This is a genomic window from Acinetobacter sp. GG23, assembly GCF_057766365.1.
Genome location: NZ_JBYMDJ010000005.1, coordinates 1 through 19,332 on the forward strand (window position 1 = coordinate 1; position 19,332 = coordinate 19,332).

The following is a 19,332-nucleotide window of genomic DNA, read 5'->3' on the forward strand; positions in this document are numbered from 1 at the left end:
GCGACCCCGGCCACCGGAACGGCTGCCACGATCATCATCATCGTCATCACGGCTATGACCTCGACCGCCGGAACGGCTGCCACGATCATCATCATCGTCATCACGGCTACGACTTCGACCGCCGGAACGGCTACCACGATCATCATCATCGTCATCACGGCTGCGACCTCGGCCACCGGAACGGCTGCCGCGATCATCATCGTCGTCATCACGGCTGCGACCCCGGCCGCCGGAACGGCTGCCACGATCATCATCGTCGTCATCACGGCTGCGACCCCGGCCACCGGAACGGCTGCCACGATCATCATCGTCGTCATCGCGGCTACGACCTCGGCCACCGGAGCGGCTGCCACGATCATCATCATCGTCATCACGGCTACGACCTCGGCCACCGGAGCGGCCGCCGCGATCATCATCGTCGTCATCACGGCTGCGGCCTCTGCCACCGGAGTTGTTATCGTTTATATGGCTGCGGGAACCTGCTTCACGTGCTTCTTCTGAAGTAAACTCATGAGCGTTGCCACTTCGATGAGCAGCTCTACCTGCTTCACGTGCTTCCTCTGAAGTGAACTCGTGAGCATGTCCACTTTCATGCGCAGCTTTACCACCTTGACTTGCTATTTCTCGTTGTCTTTCTGGATCCATACTCGCAAATCCACGATTTGAAGTATCTGTGTCATTCTCATTATTTCGGGTAGCCATATCTATACCGTCCTTTCATTTTTATTCGCAAAAGGTAAATAGCCAGTTCAAGTTAAGAGAAATAAATTGAATAAGGAATCAGGTAGGTGTATCGAAATTTATTAATGTAAAAATAAGATTTATTTTTTATATGAAAAACGGTGAGTTAATAAATTGTAAGTTATTTTTGTTTACTATAAGCAACATTAAAGTCCCGTATACTTACTCAAGTATAATTAAAGCAAAAAATTATAAATATTCTAGTGAAATCTTTACCAATTTCTTCTTCATTTGACAGTATGTTTTATATACGAAGTACAGTTTTATATTCATTTCAATATTAAATGCTGAGTAATTTTATAGAGGATCAAAAATATTTTAAAAAGTTTTCTCTGAAACAAGTCGCTTGTTAACCAGAACTGAAATATTTTACCAACTAGATTGATCAATTTTTAACCAAAATAGCGCATTTTACAGTATTTTCGCTATTTACAGAGCAAAAATTATCCCCAATTTCTGCGGATAACTGTGGGACAAAATTTATTTCATCCTGTCAGTATTACATGTAAGAATTTTTGCTCTTTACCCTCTCATTACAATTTTCTCCAATGAAAACATAGAGAATTCAGTAGTTCTAGAAAATAAAAAAGAAACTACTGCACAAGACTCTGTAGAGAAGGGGGCGTGATACTGGGGGAGCCGTACCCGGTTTGTCGGACACAATTTATGGAAGTTACACTGCCTGACCTAATATATTTATCTTATTAAGTACATTCGAGCTCTTTCATAAATCATTTTTTGCTCAGCTCCAAGTTGTAGATTCCAGCAATTACATTGAATCTTAAAGTGATTCTTTTGCCTCTATTTCGATATTTGCGGTACAGATAATCACCAAAATTTATTTTTTTTGATTTATGAAAGGGGTCTGTTGCTTCAAACTGAAAGGGTGATACCTGCCTCACTTAGACTATGCAGCCGTTTTTATTAAATCACTCTCCTTACGATTTAATCTAGTAAGCTCAATATCAGCTAAACCTCTCCACTCTGATTTCAAATACTCAATCATTCTCATTGTGTATAAGCCATGCCCTGTCTTAGCCAATATCTTGTCATACTTTACAAATATCGTATCGACCAGCACCTTGCTGCTAAATCCGTTTAATGGGTTCAGCATAATACTGATTATTTAAATCTCGTTTTGATCGATGTTGCCTTGTGAAACGATGCTTCATCTGTAAGCTCTAATACCAAGATAGTAAGTCGATGGTGGAATCGGCAGGATTTTAAAGATGGCTTCAATATCCTAGAGCGCTTTGTTGTTTTGAATAAAATCTACCATTACTTGGGTGGTCGAGCCTCACTTAGGCGAAGAAAGCAGCTGCCTTAAGAAGAATTTCATACGTCTGTTGCAGTTCTTTGATTTCATGCCCAATTTGCTTGATGCGTTGCTGATTTGATATGAGCTGTACTTTGACTGGATTTTGATAATCTCTATCTAGAGTAATGTATTGCTTATATATCAGGCACGAAGTACTTCAGGAGTACAACCAATTTTAGCAGTTATAGCTGTGGTTACTGCGCAAGTTGAAAGGTAGGCTTTTTCGGATTTAACGAGTAAGTGCACGGCTATTATTAATTTCTGGAGTATAATTTGATTTTGTCATCGGGACATTCTCTCAAGTAAAAACGCATTTAACAAACACGGTACTATTCATTGAAGATTGCCAAGAAAATTCCAGTGTTAAAATTTTCTAAAATTATTCTAATACCGCCTACAAGAGCTCAATAATATTTGGATTCTATGCTCATGCTTGATGATTTATACGATGTAAAGATTAATGAATTGGATAAGAAAACAATAACTCTCTAATTCTTTCTTTTACTTGTTTTTATAACAAAAAATTAGAGAGTTAAATTTCTGCTGCCCTTGTTTCTTTATATTTATTTATTGTTATTGTTAGACTGATTAAATCACCTATTGATTAAATACTCACCACTCAAACTCGATATTTTTTCACTAAAATGTAAGTTAGTGTGACTATAATCACATATTTTCTGAATTGATAAATCATCAAAATGAAGACGAATCACCATCAATACATTATTGTTTTTAGAATAAAGCTTTTATGTCATGTGTAAATCGAAGATTTGCTTTAAGTATTGCTTAGCGAATGCCTTGTCATTTTAAGGTACAGCTTTCAGTAGTAGAACTCATAAAGATTTAAGCTTATGTTGAGATGTAAGTTAAATAATTTCTCTTGCAGAATCTTATAATAGTTATTTAATATTATAAGGTTAATACAGAATAAAAAATTTAAACAATAAGAAAAATATGAGCTTAGCACTACGTTCACTTTTTTAAGTTCGAAAATATAAAACTCTCATCAAATTGATCAATAATTAATCAAAAATAAGCTTTTCCTAATGTTTATCATACTTTCAGCATCAAAATTATCCCCAATTTCTGTGGATAAAGTGTGGATAGTTAGACGGTATTATGCGCATGTACTGAGCAAAACCCCGTCCCTTTCTGGTTATATGTTTCGAGTGTAATTTCCTATCATAACGATTGGAAGAACAGGAAGTCCTTAATAATAAGAATATAGATATGCACAAAGACAATAAGGTAAGACAGGGGGATACGAAGGTAATCAATACGAAAAAATCTGGCAAGAGGGCAGGTTTTTTATTTACTAAAATTTTGTTACACAGGATTTAAAGTATGTGTAGCTTTTCTAACAATTGTACAAGAAACTGAATATCAGTATAAGCAATAAAAGTAATTTAATATGTATTGCTAAAACCAGTATTTTTCAAATAGAATTTGAAGTCTAAAAAATAATTTCAATTACAACAATAAATTAAAGGTTTTCAATCATGACAAAAAAATTCAATAAGTTTTTTTCTACAGCAGCCGATTTTAATCTGGATCATTCCCCATATTACTGGGTTACACAAGTCCATGCTCAATATGTACAGAACATTGATCATGCATTAAAAAAATATGGTTTAGATAATTCTCGTCGGCGTATTTTACAAGCTTTAAAAGTCAAACCTCAGGCAAGTGTATCAGAGCTATCCGAAATGATGATTTGTAAAATGTCGACTACCACAAAAATTGTTTACCGTTTAAAAGATGAAGGATTAGTCAATACTTATTGTTGTGAAGATGACGCTCGCATTACACGGGTTGTCTTAACCGATAAAGGACAACAGATGGCGCAAAAAATTAACGATCTCAGCTATATTGTTTTAGATCAATCTTTTGAAGGTTTAACTCCCCTACAGGTGGAAAAAATGTTAGAAAGTCTTAAACTTATTTTCAGAAATTTAGCTCATTAATTTAGGGCTAATTAAAAAAGCACCTATGAAAGCTAATTTTTTATTTTGCTCCCATTCAAGATTCCCTTTAAGGAAGCATCTTAATAGGTACTCATATTCATAACGAATGAATTTTTAGGGGGACGTAGAATTAATCTTAAAGATACACATTAAGAAAGCGTGGAGCTAGTATTCACGCTTCGTATCTTTATATTCTTAACTTTCCCTAATTCTGCAATGGAATTATTAGATTCAATGAATGTAGGCTATTGTCGGATCATTATACTCAATCCAAGCCTAAAATTAGGCATGGTTTTACCTCATTGTTTAACAGCTTCAGTCATCCTATGCCTTTTTCAGACACTCACTTTACTGCTTCACTCTTGAGCTCATCAGAATACCATTTATCCACGTTCATGAAGCAATTTAACAGCGTCATCTTTAAATTTTAGGGTAGATGATTCACTCATAATGTTCACTTCTGTGCAAAAGAATAAACAATATTTTTCTAGGAGAGTGGTGGCAGTTCGATATGTAATGATTGCTGTAGGTGCCCACACTTCTCAGGAAAAAGCTGTCAAGGTGTTAGAGAAGGGGGTAAAGGGTGGTATGACATGGAAACTGAAGTGCCACGTCTGATGTGCATAGCATAAGAGCTGAATACTGAAGAGGCGTTTGGAATTGTACGGTTAGATTTGCTGCATTTAGATGAGTTATAGGGGTTTTTAGTGATTACACGCCTCTGAACAAGCTCAGATTCCAGGTCTGTTGAGAAGTAACGCTTGTTGATTCTCAACAGATTCTAAAATTTTAATATTTAAAGCATTAAAATTAGAGCTAAGAAAGTTTTAGTGACAATCATTGGTCATCTTATTCAGCCAGTTTCTCCACTTTCATGCTCTCACGGTAATATTGACAACCCTTATACAATAAAAAGGAGCCGATGATTCCGGCAACTGTATTCACAATTGAAATGGAATTTCCTACCATTACGGTGTTTTGGAAGTATTTATCGGTGATTAAAGCAACAGCAGTGGTTCCTACCCCAAGGGCAATCATATTTGAGATAAGCAGGAATTTGGCAGAAACTTGTGCACGTAGTTGGTTTGGGGTCAGCATTTGAGTTGCGGCTGCAGATGCAGGAATCGGGAAGGTTGAGAAGAACATAGCCACAGATATCAGTGCAAATGACAAATACATGTTGTCGACCTGAGTAAACAATACACTTGGAACAATTAAGGCTGCACAGCCGATTGCACCGGCACGGATAGCAGCATCACTGTATCCACGTTTAGAGAAGAAGTCGATCAGCCAGCCACAGAATAAGGCACCAGAGGTATTGGCCACTAAAATGATGCTCCCTAATATATAACCGGTCTGGCTTGCATCAAGGCCGAAGTTACGCATGTAATAAGCAGGTGCCCAACCCAGAAGTGAATACAACATCATGGTATAAAAAGAAAAACCAATAAAATGACAGAAGAAAGTCTTCTTATGCGTCTTAATAAAGCCAATCGAGTTCTTGAAAGAGGCTTTCATGACTTTACCATCTTGACCGACTTTCATTCCTTTACGTGCCGGTTCACGCACCGTCAGAACCATGAGGAGCGCAAGCAATACACCGGGTAAGCCCACAATCATAAAGGTGAGTTGCCAGGTCTTTACTTCACCAATCACTGGTAAAGCTACGAAACTGATGTCTTTTAACAGCCCAATCACATAGCCGCCAATCAGGAAAGCCAAACCTGAACCAATAAAGGCACCAATCGCATATACACCGAGTGCACGGCCTAATTTTTCTTTAGGAAATAAATCGGCGACAATCGAATAAAATGCCGGTGAGAGTGCAGCTTCGCCTGCCCCCACACTCAAACGTGCCAAAAACATTTGAATGAAGTTTTTACTTAGACCACAGGCTGCAGTTGCCAGACTCCAGAAAGCAATACCTGTTGCAATAATTTTAATTCGCGACTTTCGATCAGCTAGCGCGGCAATCGGAAGGCCCATAATGGCATAGAACAACGAGAAAGCGAGTCCTTGCAACAAGCTAAACTGAGTGTCGCTGATCATTAAATCGGCTTTAATCGGCTCAATCATTAAAGATAAAATTTGACGGTCTACAAATGACAGTATGTAAGCCACCATACAAATGACCACCACATACCACTGATAGGTCGTGCTTTCTTTGGACGGCGGAGTCTGTTCAGAAACAGGCGATCCTGTTTCTACAGAGCTAGGCTCAAAACTTTGATTTTCGGGTTGAAGCGTCCGTTCAACCATGTCTATTTCCAGCGATTTTTCATTCATCATGCAACATCCTGTTCTGATTGTTAAATTTTTGATACTTTTAGTTTAGATATTATTTTTATTATGTATCGTATTATCTAATCTAGAGTTTAATTTTATTTGCGTCAATCAATTTCCATAAAAGGATACAAATAAATTTTTATAATAAAAAAAAGGAATCATAATGATTCCTTTTTAGCTAATTTAAAGTTTAGACTTCACGTTCAACTAGGGTCAAAATATCATAAGTTGCGACCAGTTCATTGCGCTGATTTTTGACTTTAATATCCCAGACCACCACTCCATGTGGCTTTTGTGCAGGATCGCGTAGCAATTTAGGGGTTTTTTGCTTGCAGGTGAGTTCGACCTGAAGAGTATCGCCAATTTTCACTGGCTCTACAAAGCGCAAGTTGTCCATGCCATAGTTGGCAATGACCGGGCCTGGAGCGGCATCAACGAATAAACCTGCTGCGGCAGACACGACAAAATAACCATGTGCCACACGCTCGCCAAACAGGGAATCCGCAGCAGCAATCTTGTCCATATGCGCATAGAAGAAGTCGCCACTCAGGCAGCCAAAGTTGACCAGATCAGCTTCCGTCACGGTACGTCGCGCAGTCAGCAAACGTTCACCAATACGCAATTCATCAAATGATTTTTTAAAAGGATGCACGCGGTCTTCAAAGACTTGAGCACCGGCAGTCCAGCTATGGCCAACTTGGGTCATGGCATTTGGCGAGCTTTGAATCGCAGTACGTTGCATATAATGTTTGACTGCACGCAAACCGCCCAGCTCCTCACCGCCACCGGCACGGCCTGGCCCGCCATGTACCAGTAATGGTAATGGAGAACCATGTCCGGTACTTTCTTTGGCACTTTCCGCATCCAGAATATGTACACGGCCATGCCATGGCGCAATTTTGCTGAGCAGTTGTTCAATATTTTCATCGGTATTGCGTACGATGGATGCCACCAAGCTGCCTTCGCCACGTGCCACCAAATCGGCAAGCTGGGCCAGATCATGATACGGCATTAAAGTTACCACCGGACCAAAGGCTTCTACCTTGTGAATATGCTGTGCTTTTTCTGGCGCTGTGCAAACTAAAACCGTAGGCGGATAGCAGGCTGACTTTTTAGGATTTTCCACGTCGATCGTGAAATCCTGACGTAAATGGCTACCGAACACAATTTCTGCATCTTGGCTCAGCTGTTCAACTTTTGCCGCGACATCGTGTTTCTGCTTTACGCTGGCCAAAGCCCCCATACTCACGCCTTCTTGAGCAGGATCACCCACGACAACTTTTTTCAGTTTTTCAATCAGACGACTTTGCACTGTATCCAGCAGCTCGGCTGGAACAAAGGCACGACGAATGGCAGTACATTTCTGTCCGGCTTTGGTGGTCATTTCACGGAAAACTTCACGGACAAACAAATCAATCGTTTCATCATTGGCTTGCGCTGTCAAAATCGCGCTGTTAACTGAATCCGCTTCCATGGTGAATGGAATCGAGTAGGCATTTAAGTGTGGATGCGAACGCAGCTTTTGCCCGGTTGAAGCAGAACCGGTAAAGGTCACCGTATCTTGGGGGGTTAAATGATCAAATAGATCATAAATCTGACCGCAAATAAGCTGCAGTGTACCTTCTGGCAAGAAACCGCTTTCATGAATCGCTTTGACCACGGCGTGGGTCAGTTCAGCACCTTCCGTTGCCGGTTTGACAATACAAGGTACACCGGCCAGTAGCGTAGGTGCGATTTTTTCCAGCATGCCCCAGATTGGAAAGTTAAAGGCATTGATATGGACTGCGACACCAGCTTTAGGGCTCAGAATATGTTTGGCGCCAAAGCTTCCTTGCTTGGACAGTGGAATCCACGCATCTTCAACCCATGCGGTTTCATCACTGAGTTCGCGGCGTACTAAACTCGAATAGGCATATAAAGTCCCAATCCCGCCTTCAATATCAATCCAGGCATCTTTACGGGTGCAGCCGGTCGCCTTAGCAAGCTGGTAAAACTCTTCTTTGCGCTCCATCAAATACTGTGCCACTTGCTTCAGTGCATTGGCACGTTGATGGAAAGTCCATGTGGCAATAGTGGAGCCTTTTTGTTTGGCATACTTCACTACGGCTTGGGTATCGATGCCCTGACTGCCCACCTGATAAACCGCATCACCGCTAATGGCATGATACACCGTACGTAAATCGGCTGGAGCTGTGTATTCCTGACCATAAATCAGTGAGCTTAAGCTTTTGATGGAAATAGGATTATTCTGTGACTCAGTATCTTGATAATCCATTGCGCTTGAGCTGCTATCTAACTCTAACATTATAAAACTCCATTTATGATACGTTTCAAAAAGTATTTTAATTTTGATGTTTCATAATTTGTGATTAAAAAGCTGAAATGTCAATCATAAATGTGTATTTAAAAATGATTAAAAATAAAATAAAAAATATATTTATATAAAAAACATAATCTTATTAAAAATATGCTTAAAAAAATAAATGATACTAATAAATATATATTGATTTTAATTGTGTATCGTTTTAATTTGAATGTATCAACACTTGGGATAAGTGAGGGAACAATGAATAATCAACAACAAATCTTTGATCAAAAGATTGAAAAGGATATTTCCATCGAGCCAAAGGACTGGATGCCGGAGGCTTATCGTAAAACTTTAATTCGTCAGATTGGTCAGCATGCACACTCTGAAGTGGTGGGCATGTTGCCAGAAGGCAACTGGATTACCCGTGCTCCGACCTTGAAACGTAAAGCCGTGCTGATGGCAAAAGTCCAGGATGAAGCCGGTCATGCTTTGTATCTGTACAGTGCTGCAGAAACCTTAGGGGCAGATCGTGACGACATGATGGATAAACTGATTGCCGGTCGCATGAAATATTCATCCATTTTTAACTATCCCACCCTGAGCTGGGCCGATGTTGCCGCGATTGGCTGGCTGGTGGATGGTGCAGCGATTGTCAACCAGGTCGCGCTTTGCCGTACGTCTTACGGTCCTTATGCCCGCGCCATGGTGCGCGTCTGTAAGGAAGAGAGCTTCCATCAGCGTCAGGGCTTTGAAGCCATGATGGAATTGGCCAATGGTACGCCGGAACAAAAGCAATTGGCACAGGATGCCGTGAACCGTTTCTGGTGGCCAGCACTGATGATGTTTGGTCCAAGTGATGATAATTCACCGAACAGTGCACAAAGTATGCAGTGGAAAGTTAAATTATTCAGCAACGATGAGCTACGTCAGAAATTTGTCGATAACACTGTGTCGCAAGTGTTGCAGCTGGGTTTAACCGTTCCGGATCCAGACCTCAAACTCAATGAAGCAACCGGACATTATGAATTTGGTGAAATCAATTGGGATGAGTTCTTCGCGATTCTTGCAGGCAAGGGACCGTGTAACCATGAGCGTATTGAAGCACGCCGCAAAGCTTGGGAAGGCGGCAAGTGGGTACGTGATTCAGCAGCAGTCTATGCGCAAAAACGGCAGCAACAGTCAGCAGCACAAAAAGTTGCTTAAAACAGTTTGATCAATATAGGGAATTTTGCTCATGAATAACAAAAACAACTGGTCACTTTATGAAGTGTTTGTGCGTAGTAAACAGGGCCTGAGTCACCGTCATGTTGGCAGCCTGCGTGCACCGGATGAGGAAGTCGCACTGCAAAATGCCCGCGATGTGTATACCCGCCGCAATGAAGGCATCAGTATCTGGGTGGTGAAATCTGAATTGATTACCTCTTCCCAGCCAGATGAAAAAGCAGAATTTTTTGAACCGGCTTTGGACAAGGTTTATCGCCATCCGACCTTTTATAACATTCCGTCTGGCATCGAGCACATGTAAAGGGAAAGGTGAAAATTATGACAAATCAAGTATTGGCAGAATTTCTTTTACATGTGGGTGACAGTCAACTGATCCTGTCACATCGTTTGGCAGAGTGGTGTGGTCATGCACCTGAACTGGAGCTGGATATTGCCTTAGCCAATATCGGACTGGATTTGCTCGGTCAGGCACGTACTGCACTCAGTCTGGCCGGTGAAGTGGAAGGGTTGGGCCGTGATGAAGACAAGCTGGCTTATTTCCGTACTGAGCGTGAATACCGTAATTTGCTGCTGTGCGAACAACCAAATGGTGATTTTGCCCAGACCTTGGTACGCCAGTGGTTGATGGATCATTATCACGCTTTATTGTTTAGTGCTTTAACTGAAAGTCAGCATGCTGAGTTGGCGGCTTTTGCAGTGAAGTCACTCAAAGAAGTGAAATATCACCAGCGTTTTTCCACCACTTGGATGGAACGCCTAAGTCTAGGTACAGCAGAAGCGCATGAAAAAACCCAGCAAGGTTTAAACCAGTTATGGCGTTTTACAGAAGAGCTTTTTGTATTGACGGCTGATGAAAAACAGCTGGTCGATAGCGGTGTGATTCCAGATATTGAAAATTTAAAAACTCAGTGGCTGGAGAAGATTACAGCCGAGTTAGCTCGATTTAAATTAAGCCTGCCAGAGCTCGGCGCTTATCGTAGTGGGGCTAAACAGGGCTTACATACAGAACATCTCGGTTTTGTTTTGGCTGAACTGCAATACATGCAGCGCTCATATCCAAACATGAACTGGTAATTTGGCACAATCACAGGGAGTGAGTCGCATGAATCTGATTCGACACGTAGAAGATCAATGTTGGGACGTTTTGCAGCAGGTTTCTGATCCAGAGATTCCGGTATTGTCAGTGATTGATCTGGGCATGATTCGTGGCGTCGAGCTGAATCAGCAGGATGAAATTGTGGTGCGACTCACGCCGACCTATAGCGGCTGTCCGGCCACGGATTTATTAAAAGCAGAAATTACCCAGGCTTTCGAGGCGAACGGTTTGACGCCAGTCAAAGTGATTGTCGATCTGTCTGAAGCTTGGACCACGGACTGGATGAGTGAATCGGGCAAACACAAATTACAGCAGTATGGTATTGCCCCGCCGCAAGGCCAGTCACATAGCTGCGGCACGCATGTCGCTTTAACAGATGGCATTACCTGTCCACAGTGCTTAAGTAATAACAGCAAATTATTAAGTGAATTTGGTTCGACCGCCTGTAAAGCTTTATATCAATGTCGGGACTGCTTAGAAACTTTTGACTATTTCAAATGTATTTAATTGTAACGATTGCGCGGTGGGCAGGGTAAACCAATAACAAGCCTGAACACCGCCACCTAAAAGAAGGATTTTGCCATGAGCCAATTTATACCATTAACCATTAAATCGATTCAGCCACAAACCGAGCAGGCGATCTGCATTGCCTTTGATCTCGCACCTGAGCAGTTGGATGCTTTCCAATATCAGCCAGGTCAGCATCTCACCATCCGCCATTTAAGCGATGACGGCGAGCTGCGCCGCTGTTACTCAATCTGCAGTGATACTCAGGAAGATATGAGTATTGCGATTAAAAAAATTGATCAGGGTCAGTTCTCGACTTGGGCCAATGATCATTTGAAAGCAGGCGATGTTTTAGAAGTGATGCCACCGCAAGGCGTGTTCTTTCAGAAAGCAGCCAAGGCCGGTGGCCAGAATTATCTAGGGTTTGCAGCAGGCAGTGGCATTACCCCAATTTTATCGATTGTAAAGTCGGTGCTGAACCGTCAAGCAGAAGCCACATTTACCCTGGTGTATGGTAACCGTTCCTGGAAACAGACCATGTTTTCTGAACAGATCATGGACCTGAAAGACCGTTTTAAGGAACGTCTGCAACTGGTGAATATTTTTTCACGTGAACTGAATGACAGCGAGATCTTTAATGGTCGGATTGACGCGGACAAATTGCAGCAGTTGTTTCAGGCCAATCTGATCTCAGCAGACACCGATCATTGTTTTGCTTGTGGTCCTGAAGAAATGATGACGGCGGTCGAAACGGTATTACCGACTTGGGGCATTCAGCGCAGCAAAATTCACACTGAACGTTTCAATACCGGGACTGCACCGAAAGCAACCACACGGCAGATGGAAAGCCGCAGTGAGGAACGCGTCAATATCATTCTTGATGGCCGCGAGTTGATTGTGGAAGTCTCCAAACAGGATGACAGCATTTTAGATGCTGCACTTCGTGCCGGAGCCGACCTGCCATATGCCTGTAAGGGCGGCGTCTGTGCCACCTGTAAATGTAAGGTGCTGGAAGGCGAGGTCGAAATGGCAGTCAACTACAGTCTGGAAGAAGATGAAATTCAGAAAGGCTATGTGCTCAGTTGTCAGGCACGTCCAACCACAGCCAATGTACGTCTGAGTTTTGATGAATAAGTACGGAATCAGTTGCTGAGCATAGCAGGAGTTCAAGGATGACCTATATTAAAACCAGCTCACCAAAACCCAGCGTAGTTCTGATTGAACTGAATCGCCCGGAAAAGCGTAATGCCTTAAACAATGCGACCTTGCAAGGTATTGCAGACTGTTTACAGGAATTCGAAACTGATGCTGCCGTGAAAGCCGTGGTCATCACCGGAAATACGCAATGCTTTGCTGCCGGTGCTGATTTAAATGAGCTGGCACAGTTAGACGTGGTTAGCATCCAGCAGGATCAGCGGCCACTGCTGTGGAAAAAAATTGATGAATTTTCCAAGCCTGTAATCATGGCCGTGAATGGTTATGCCTTTGGTGCAGGGTTTGAACTGGCTCTACATGGTGACATGATTTTAACTGGCGACAATGCCCAGTTTGCCTTGCCTGAAATTGGTTTAGGCATGCTGCCGGGTGCCGGTGGAACCCAGCGTCTGGCACGTCTGGTTGGTCAGCAATTGACGATGCGCTGGGCCATGACCGGTGAAATGATTTCAGCCCAGACCGCATTGCAACATGGCATTAGCAGCCAGATCTGTCCGGCAGGACTGACCGTGCAATATGCACTGGAACTGGCAGAAAAAATTGCCAAGCAGGCACCGTTGGCCATTCTTGCCATCAAGCAATCTTTAAAGTCGATTCATGAAGTGACTTTAAGTCAGGGACTGAAATTGGAGCGTCAACATTTTGTCTGGCTGGCTGCGACCCAAGATCGCCAGGAAGGCATCAATGCATTTTTACAAAAAAGAAAACCAGAATTTAGAGGTGTGTAATGGACTATCAAACAATTATTGTCGAAGAAAAAAATGCAGTGGGCTACCTGACCTTTAACCGTCCAAAACAGCTCAACAGCTTTAATGAAACCATGCATCAGGAAGTCTCCAAGGTCATCAAGGCGTGGGCCAAAGACAGCCAGATTCGTGCCGTGGTGATTTCAGCTGAAGGCCGTGGTTTCTGTGCCGGTCAGGATCTGAATGACCGTGTGGTCGATCCGAATGCCGATGCACCGGACTTAGGCCTGTCGATTGAAAAATACTACAATCCCTTGATCAAGCTGATTACCGAAATACCAAAACCAGTGATTTGTGCGGTGAATGGTGTGGCAGCAGGGGCAGGCGCCAACATTGCCTTGGCCTGTGACATTGTGATTGCAGCAAAATCAGCCTCATTTATTCAAGCCTTTTGCCGTCTTGGCTTGGTGCCAGATTCAGGCGGTACTTGGTTCCTGCCGCGTCTGGTCGGGCGTGCTCAGGCGATGGGCCTAGCGATGCTCGGCGATAAAATTCCGGCTGAGCGCGCAGCACAACTCGGCATGATCTGGCAAGTGGTTGAAGATGAGCAACTGCAAGTGGAAGCGGAAAAACTGGCCGAGCATTTGGCCAAGCAACCGACTTATGGCCTGTCACTAATCAAAAAAGCTATTCATGCCGCAGCCGACAATAATCTGGATCAGCAGCTCACTCTGGAGCGTGACCTGCAACGTCTGGCTGGACGTTCAAGCGATTATAAAGAAGGTGTACAAGCCTTTATGCAGAAGCGTACCCCTGAATATAAAGGATGCTAAATCATGCAACAGATCAATTTGGAACACGTCAAAGTTGCTGTGGTCGGTGCGGGGACTATGGGGATTGGCATTGCACAACTGGCCGCCATGTATGGACATCCGACCTATGTGTTTGATCTCGATCGCAGCAAAGTTCAGTCTGCCTTAACTGACTTAGAGGCACAGCTCAGCAAGCGTGTACAGAATGGCAAAATGACCCAGCAATTGCTGGAGAGTACCTTCGCTAATCTGATCGTGGCAGAGGATATTCAGCAGCTTGCCGATGCAGGCCTAATTATTGAAGCCATTGTCGAAAAGAAAGAAGTGAAGCAAAACCTGTTTCAACAGCTTGCTGCCATTTGCCCGGAACAGACGATTTTTGCGTCCAATACTTCCTCGATTTCCATTACCGCAATTGCCTCGGCTATTCCGCATCCGGAACGGGTGATTGGGCTGCATTTTTTTAATCCGGCACCAGTGATGAAGCTGGTCGAAATTATCCGCGGACTGAAAACCTCAGCAGTCCTTGCCGATGCAGTATTTGATCTGATGAAGGACTGGAACAAGGTGCCGGTACGGGCCAAATCGACGCCCGGTTTTATCGTCAATCGTGTCGCGCGACCTTATTATGCCGAAGCCTTTCGTGCCTTGCAGGAAAATGCCACCACCCCGGAACAGCTCGATTACATCATGCGCGAATGTGGCCGTTTTGCCATGGGACCGTGTGAACTCACCGACTTGATTGGACAGGATGTGAATTTTTCGGTCACGCAAAGTGTCTATCAGGAGTTTTTCTATGAGCCGCGCTACCGCCCGTTTTTAATTCAAAAAGAACTGGTTGATGCTGGCTGTTATGGTCGCAAGTCCGGTCAGGGTTTTTATGATTATACGCAGTCCAAGCCTGCACCCGCGTATGAATTGCCTGTCAGTTATGCCAAGTCGCTGAATAAGCTCAAAGTCACGGTAAAAGGTGAATGGCTGCATTCAGCAGCACTGATTGAACGTTTAAAACAGGCATCTCATGTGGAACTGAGTTTTCAGGCGGCAGAACAGAATGAAATCCTGATTGGTGATCTTTCCCTGCGATTATCGCTCGGTGAGTCGGTTGAACTGGCTTATCCGCATGACCCCGTGGTGTTGATGGACTGGCATGCAGATTGGGCCAATGCCCAAGCGATTCCGGTGGTGGCTTCCCCGGCTTGTAGTGCAGAACAGCGCCAAGCGGCTGAGCTATTCCTCATAGGTATGAATGTGATACCAATTTGGTCTAAGGATCATCCGGGTCTTTATGTTATACGTAGTATCGCCATGCTGGTGAATGAAGCGTGTGAAGCCGTATTGCATGATATTGCGTCAGAACAAGATATTGATTCTGCTATGAAATATGGGGTGAATTATCCTTGTGGCCCATTTGAATGGGCAGATAGAATTGGATATTACACAATTTTACAAATTTTAGAAAATATGTATCATGTTTATGGTGAAGATCGCTATAGAACTAGTATATATTTAGCAAAGAAAGCAGTGCAGGGACATGCACAGAAAACTCAGCAGCAACCATTACGCGTCGCTGGCTAAAAGGAAGAATCATGGAACAGGTTTATATTTTTGATGGAATTCGTACTCCGATCGGACGCTATGCCGGTGGACTCAGCAGTGTCCGTAGCGATGATCTTGCAGCGCTCCCAATTCAGTATCTGAAAGATCAGCATCCTGAATTGCCATGGGCTGAACTGGATGAAGTGATCCTAGGCTGTGCCAATCAGGCCGGTGAAGATAACCGTAACGTTGCGCGTATGGCGGCTTTGCTCGCAGGACTGCCTGAATCTGTGCCAGCGCTCACCGTGAACCGCTTATGTGCCTCAGGTCTGGATGCGATTGGACTCGGAGCACGTGCCATCAAATCGGGTGAAGCACAATTTATTTTGGCGGGTGGGGTCGAATCCATGAGCCGTGCGCCTTTTGTACAATCCAAACCGACCACAGCATTTAGCCGTACTCCCGAAATTTATGACACCACCATTGGTTGGCGTTTTATCAACCCAAAATTTAAAGCACAATTTGGCGTCGACAGCATGCCGGAAACGGCTGAAAACGTCGCTGAAAAATATCAGATCAGCCGTGAAGATCAGGACCTGTTTGCTTATCACAGTCAGCAGAAAACTGCAGTAGCACAGCAGAACGGAGTTTTCGCCGAAGAAATTCTGCCGGTAGAGGTTAAAGGTCCAAAGAAAACCACCCTGATCATTTCCCAAGACGAGCACCCGCGTGCAGAGACGACGCTGGACAATCTGACCGCCTTAAAAACCCCATTTCGTAAAGAAGGCGGTTCAGTTACCGCCGGCAATGCTTCCGGTGTCAATGACGGTGCGGCTTGCGTATTACTCGGGAATCAGCAATTTGCCGAGCAGTATGGTTTACGTCCGAAAGCCAAAGTGATCGGGATGGCCAGCGCAGGGGTTGAAGCCAAATATATGGGTATTGGGCCGGTGCCAGCGGTACAGAAAGTCTTGAAGCAGACTGGACTCAGCCTGGAACAGATGGATGTGATTGAGCTGAATGAAGCATTCGCAGCGCAATCATTAGCAGTGATTCGTGAACTTGGCCTACAAGATGATGATTCGAGAATCAACCCGAATGGCGGTGCAATCGCTTTGGGTCATCCTTTAGGTATGAGTGGTACCCGTCTGGTGATCACGGCGATGCATGAACTGAAACGCCGTAATGGAAAATATGCCCTCTGTACCATGTGTGTGGGTGTAGGACAGGGAGTTGCACTGATTCTAGAAAATATGGATTAACAACATCATTCAATTAATGAAATAAATCGTGGTCAGGACGACTACGTCAGGAGTAAGAATATGAATAACAATGCAATGGAAAAAATTGAAACGGTATCGGTAGATGAGTTACGCAGTGTTCAGCTTCAGCGTATCAAAAAGACCCTACAGCATGCATATCAGAACAGTCCGGTTTATAAAAAGAAATTTGATGATGCTGGTGTGCATCCGGATGATTTCAAATCACTGGAAGACCTGGCTAAATTCCCATTTACCACCAAACAGGATTTACGCGATAACTATCCGTTTGGCATGTTCGCAGTTCCACAAGAACAGATCGTACGTGTGCACGCCTCTTCTGGTACCACTGGTCAGCCGACCGTGGTCGGTTATACCCAAAATGATATCAACACCTGGTCAGATGTGGTGGCGCGTTCTCTGCGAGCAGCCGGCTTAAGCAGTAAAGATATTATTCAGGTGTCTTATGGTTATGGATTGTTTACTGGCGGCTTAGGTGCCCATTATGGTGTTGAACGTCTAGGCGCAACTGTGATTCCAATGTCTGGTGGACAGACTGAACGTCAGGCGCAGTTAATTCATGACTTCAAACCGACTGCACTGATGGTAACCCCATCTTACTGCCTGAATATTATTGAGGCACTCGAGAAAAAATTTGGTACGGCCAAAAGTTCGATTAAAACCGGTGTATTTGGTGCAGAGCCTTGGACCAATGAGATGCGCAAGGAAATTGAAGATCGCCTCGGCATTAATGCCTTGGATATTTATGGTCTGTCAGAAGTCATGGGGCCCGGCGTAGCCATGGAATGTCTGGAATCCAAAGATGGCCCGACTATCTGGGAAGATCATTTCTATCCGGAAATTATCAATCCTGAAACCGGTGAAGTGCTGGCAGACGGTGAGTTGGGCGAGCTGGTCTTTACCACCATTACCAAAGAAGGCATGCCAGTGATCCGTTACCGTACCCGCGATCTGACCCGTTTATTACCAGGCACGGCTCGTACCATGCGCCGTATGGACAAGATTGTCGGCCGCAGCGATGACATGATGATCATCCGTGGGGTCAACGTCTTCCCATCACAGATTGAAGAGCAGATTTTACAAATCCAGCAATTGATCCCTAACTACCAAATCCAGATTTGTAAACAAGGGCATCTGGATACATTGCATATCCGTACCGAAATGCGTAAAGATAGTAGTGATATTATGGCGCACCAGCTGGCAACTCAGCTGAAGAGCCAGATTAAAACCATGGTTGGGATCACGGTGAGTGTGGAAGTGCTGCCAGAAGGCAGTCTGCCACGTTCTGAAGGTAAGGCACAGCGCGTTTTTGATATCCGCAAGTCTGCATGAAGTACTATTGGATGATAGCCAAATGGTCTATCATCCAGTTTCTACAAGGTAAAGTTAAACGAAATGAATCCGAAATTAAAACAAATCATCGATGACTTTATTCGCAATGAAGCCCTAAGTGGCACCTCATTGATCATGACTATCTTTGGTGACTGTATTTTTCACCGCGGCGGCATCATCAGTTTGGCCAGTTTAATCCAGTTAATGGACGTATTTGGTTTTAACGAGAGATCTGTTCGTACCGCCGTATTTCGTCTGGTGCAAAATGGCTGGTTAGTCTCGGAAAAAATTGGCCGAACCAGTTACTACCGTGTCACTGAAAGCAGCCGCCAGCGTTTTATTATGGCAGATCAAAAGATTTACAGTTTTAGCCATCAGGAATGGGATCAGAAATGGGATCTGGTTTTATTGAGTTCTGTTGAACTGGAAAATAAAGTAAGCCTGAAAAAAGAATTGGAATGGTTGGGTTTTGCCAATATTGCCACCAATGTCATGGCCTATCCGGGTTGTGATCACCACAAACTGCAAAACCTGCTGTTAAATTTAAAAATGACAGAGCAGGTGGTGGTGTTTAAGGCAGAAACCTTACTGTTATGGCAGGAATCTTATCCAACCGTGAAACGCATGGTAGAGACGAATTGGCCGGTTCAGGAGTTGCATCAGCGTTATGAAAAATTCATCGGTGTGTTTAGAGAGTTATTTCATTTAGTCGAAAATGAAGAGGAACTTGATCCGGTACAGGCCTTTCAACTGCGGATTTTATTGATTCATCAATATCGTCGCATTTTATTGAAAGATCCAAACCTGCCATTTGAATTGTTACCTTCAAGCTGGTTGTCCATCAATGCCCGGAACTTAAGCAGTAACTTGTATCAAACCGTGGTCGCTGCGGGTGAAGAATTTTTCATGGAGACTGCACGGACTTCAGAAGGTTCCATGCCGCCTGTACATCCACAGTTCTATAAACGCTTTGGTGGTTTGCGTCAGCAAGAAATCAGTTATTAAAGCAATCAGTTACTACAGC

At 43.7% G+C, this 19,332-nt stretch carries 15 protein-coding genes; 12 read left to right on the forward strand and 3 right to left on the reverse strand.

Annotation, left to right across the window (positions count from 1 at the left end):
- The coding region (locus AC3CAU_RS09620) for a KGG domain-containing protein (RefSeq protein ID WP_488368479.1) at positions 1-702 on the reverse strand (702 nt) is incomplete at its 3' end.
- Positions 703-3,558: 2,856 nt separating this feature from the next.
- On the opposite strand from AC3CAU_RS09620, the gene AC3CAU_RS09625 reads away from it, so the two are divergent.
- Complete coding sequence (locus AC3CAU_RS09625) at positions 3,559-4,023, forward strand: MarR family winged helix-turn-helix transcriptional regulator (RefSeq protein WP_131217842.1); 465 nt, start codon at positions 3,559-3,561, stop codon at positions 4,021-4,023.
- Between the two features lie 849 nt (positions 4,024-4,872).
- On the opposite strand, the gene AC3CAU_RS09630 is transcribed toward AC3CAU_RS09625, so the two are convergent.
- Positions 4,873-6,312: a spinster family MFS transporter gene (locus tag AC3CAU_RS09630; RefSeq protein WP_447054404.1), complete on the reverse strand. Its 1,440-nt coding sequence runs from the start codon at positions 6,310-6,312 to the stop codon at positions 4,873-4,875.
- Positions 6,313-6,499: 187 nt separating this feature from the next.
- A complete protein-coding gene (gene paaZ, locus AC3CAU_RS09635) occupies positions 6,500-8,614 on the reverse strand; it encodes a phenylacetic acid degradation bifunctional protein PaaZ (RefSeq protein ID WP_447054405.1) in 2,115 nt (704 codons plus the stop codon).
- A gap of 261 nt (positions 8,615-8,875) precedes the next feature.
- Between paaZ and paaA the strand changes: the two genes are divergently transcribed.
- The 11 genes from paaA to paaX all read left to right on the forward strand — a co-directional run bounded on the left by paaA (position 8,876) and on the right by paaX (position 19,313).
- Positions 8,876-9,820 carry a 1,2-phenylacetyl-CoA epoxidase subunit PaaA gene (paaA, locus tag AC3CAU_RS09640; protein ID WP_447054406.1) on the forward strand — a complete coding sequence of 315 codons (945 nt, stop codon included), beginning with the start codon at positions 8,876-8,878 and terminating at the stop codon, positions 9,818-9,820.
- Between the two features lie 31 nt (positions 9,821-9,851).
- Positions 9,852-10,142: a 1,2-phenylacetyl-CoA epoxidase subunit PaaB gene (gene paaB / locus AC3CAU_RS09645; protein WP_131217838.1), complete on the forward strand. Its 291-nt coding sequence runs from the start codon at positions 9,852-9,854 to the stop codon at positions 10,140-10,142.
- Positions 10,143-10,159: 17 nt separating this feature from the next.
- A complete protein-coding gene (gene paaC, locus AC3CAU_RS09650) occupies positions 10,160-10,915 on the forward strand; it encodes a 1,2-phenylacetyl-CoA epoxidase subunit PaaC (RefSeq protein WP_131217837.1) in 756 nt (251 codons plus the stop codon).
- 28 nt (positions 10,916-10,943) lie between these two features.
- A complete protein-coding gene (gene paaD, locus AC3CAU_RS09655) occupies positions 10,944-11,444 on the forward strand; it encodes a 1,2-phenylacetyl-CoA epoxidase subunit PaaD (protein ID WP_131269247.1) in 501 nt (166 codons plus the stop codon).
- A gap of 75 nt (positions 11,445-11,519) precedes the next feature.
- Entirely contained in the window at positions 11,520-12,578 is a 1,059-nt protein-coding gene (gene paaE / locus AC3CAU_RS09660; RefSeq protein WP_447054407.1) for a 1,2-phenylacetyl-CoA epoxidase subunit PaaE, read from the forward strand.
- A 38-nt stretch (positions 12,579-12,616) separates the two neighbouring features.
- On the forward strand, positions 12,617-13,387 hold the full coding sequence (locus AC3CAU_RS09665; protein ID WP_447054408.1) for an enoyl-CoA hydratase-related protein: 771 nt from the start codon (positions 12,617-12,619) through the stop codon (positions 13,385-13,387).
- The gene (paaG, locus tag AC3CAU_RS09670; RefSeq protein ID WP_447054409.1) at positions 13,387-14,178 is read left to right on the forward strand and encodes a 2-(1,2-epoxy-1,2-dihydrophenyl)acetyl-CoA isomerase PaaG; all 792 of its coding nucleotides are present in this window, start codon (positions 13,387-13,389) and stop codon (positions 14,176-14,178) included. The genes AC3CAU_RS09665 and paaG overlap by 1 nt, the downstream gene beginning before the upstream one ends.
- A gap of 3 nt (positions 14,179-14,181) precedes the next feature.
- Positions 14,182-15,735, forward strand: coding sequence for a 3-hydroxyacyl-CoA dehydrogenase (locus AC3CAU_RS09675; protein WP_447054410.1), 1,554 nt, complete (start codon positions 14,182-14,184; stop codon positions 15,733-15,735).
- 11 nt (positions 15,736-15,746) lie between these two features.
- Positions 15,747-16,958, forward strand: a complete 1,212-nt coding sequence (gene pcaF / locus AC3CAU_RS09680) for a 3-oxoadipyl-CoA thiolase (protein ID WP_447054411.1) — start codon at positions 15,747-15,749, stop codon at positions 16,956-16,958.
- A gap of 60 nt (positions 16,959-17,018) precedes the next feature.
- On the forward strand, positions 17,019-18,308 hold the full coding sequence (paaK, locus tag AC3CAU_RS09685; protein ID WP_447054412.1) for a phenylacetate--CoA ligase PaaK: 1,290 nt from the start codon (positions 17,019-17,021) through the stop codon (positions 18,306-18,308).
- 63 nt (positions 18,309-18,371) lie between these two features.
- Complete coding sequence (gene paaX / locus AC3CAU_RS09690) at positions 18,372-19,313, forward strand: phenylacetic acid degradation operon negative regulatory protein PaaX (RefSeq protein WP_447054413.1); 942 nt, start codon at positions 18,372-18,374, stop codon at positions 19,311-19,313.
- The last annotated feature ends 19 nt before the right edge of the window (positions 19,314-19,332 follow it).

What these genes read in the sequence shown, in the direction of transcription:
- AC3CAU_RS09625 (WP_131217842.1), top strand. Translation starts at nt 3,559, where the DNA reads ATGACAAAAAAATTCAATAAGTTTTTTTCTACAGCAGCCGATTTTAAT.
- AC3CAU_RS09630 (WP_447054404.1), bottom strand. Translation starts at nt 6,312, where the DNA reads ATGATGAATGAAAAATCGCTGGAAATAGACATGGTTGAACGGACGCTT.
- paaZ (WP_447054405.1), bottom strand. Translation starts at nt 8,614, where the DNA reads ATGTTAGAGTTAGATAGCAGCTCAAGCGCAATGGATTATCAAGATACT.
- paaA (WP_447054406.1), top strand. Translation starts at nt 8,876, where the DNA reads ATGAATAATCAACAACAAATCTTTGATCAAAAGATTGAAAAGGATATT.
- paaB (WP_131217838.1), top strand. Translation starts at nt 9,852, where the DNA reads ATGAATAACAAAAACAACTGGTCACTTTATGAAGTGTTTGTGCGTAGT.
- paaC (WP_131217837.1), top strand. Translation starts at nt 10,160, where the DNA reads ATGACAAATCAAGTATTGGCAGAATTTCTTTTACATGTGGGTGACAGT.
- paaD (WP_131269247.1), top strand. Translation starts at nt 10,944, where the DNA reads ATGAATCTGATTCGACACGTAGAAGATCAATGTTGGGACGTTTTGCAG.
- paaE (WP_447054407.1), top strand. Translation starts at nt 11,520, where the DNA reads ATGAGCCAATTTATACCATTAACCATTAAATCGATTCAGCCACAAACC.
- AC3CAU_RS09665 (WP_447054408.1), top strand. Translation starts at nt 12,617, where the DNA reads ATGACCTATATTAAAACCAGCTCACCAAAACCCAGCGTAGTTCTGATT.
- paaG (WP_447054409.1), top strand. Translation starts at nt 13,387, where the DNA reads ATGGACTATCAAACAATTATTGTCGAAGAAAAAAATGCAGTGGGCTAC.
- AC3CAU_RS09675 (WP_447054410.1), top strand. Translation starts at nt 14,182, where the DNA reads ATGCAACAGATCAATTTGGAACACGTCAAAGTTGCTGTGGTCGGTGCG.
- pcaF (WP_447054411.1), top strand. Translation starts at nt 15,747, where the DNA reads ATGGAACAGGTTTATATTTTTGATGGAATTCGTACTCCGATCGGACGC.
- paaK (WP_447054412.1), top strand. Translation starts at nt 17,019, where the DNA reads ATGAATAACAATGCAATGGAAAAAATTGAAACGGTATCGGTAGATGAG.
- paaX (WP_447054413.1), top strand. Translation starts at nt 18,372, where the DNA reads ATGAATCCGAAATTAAAACAAATCATCGATGACTTTATTCGCAATGAA.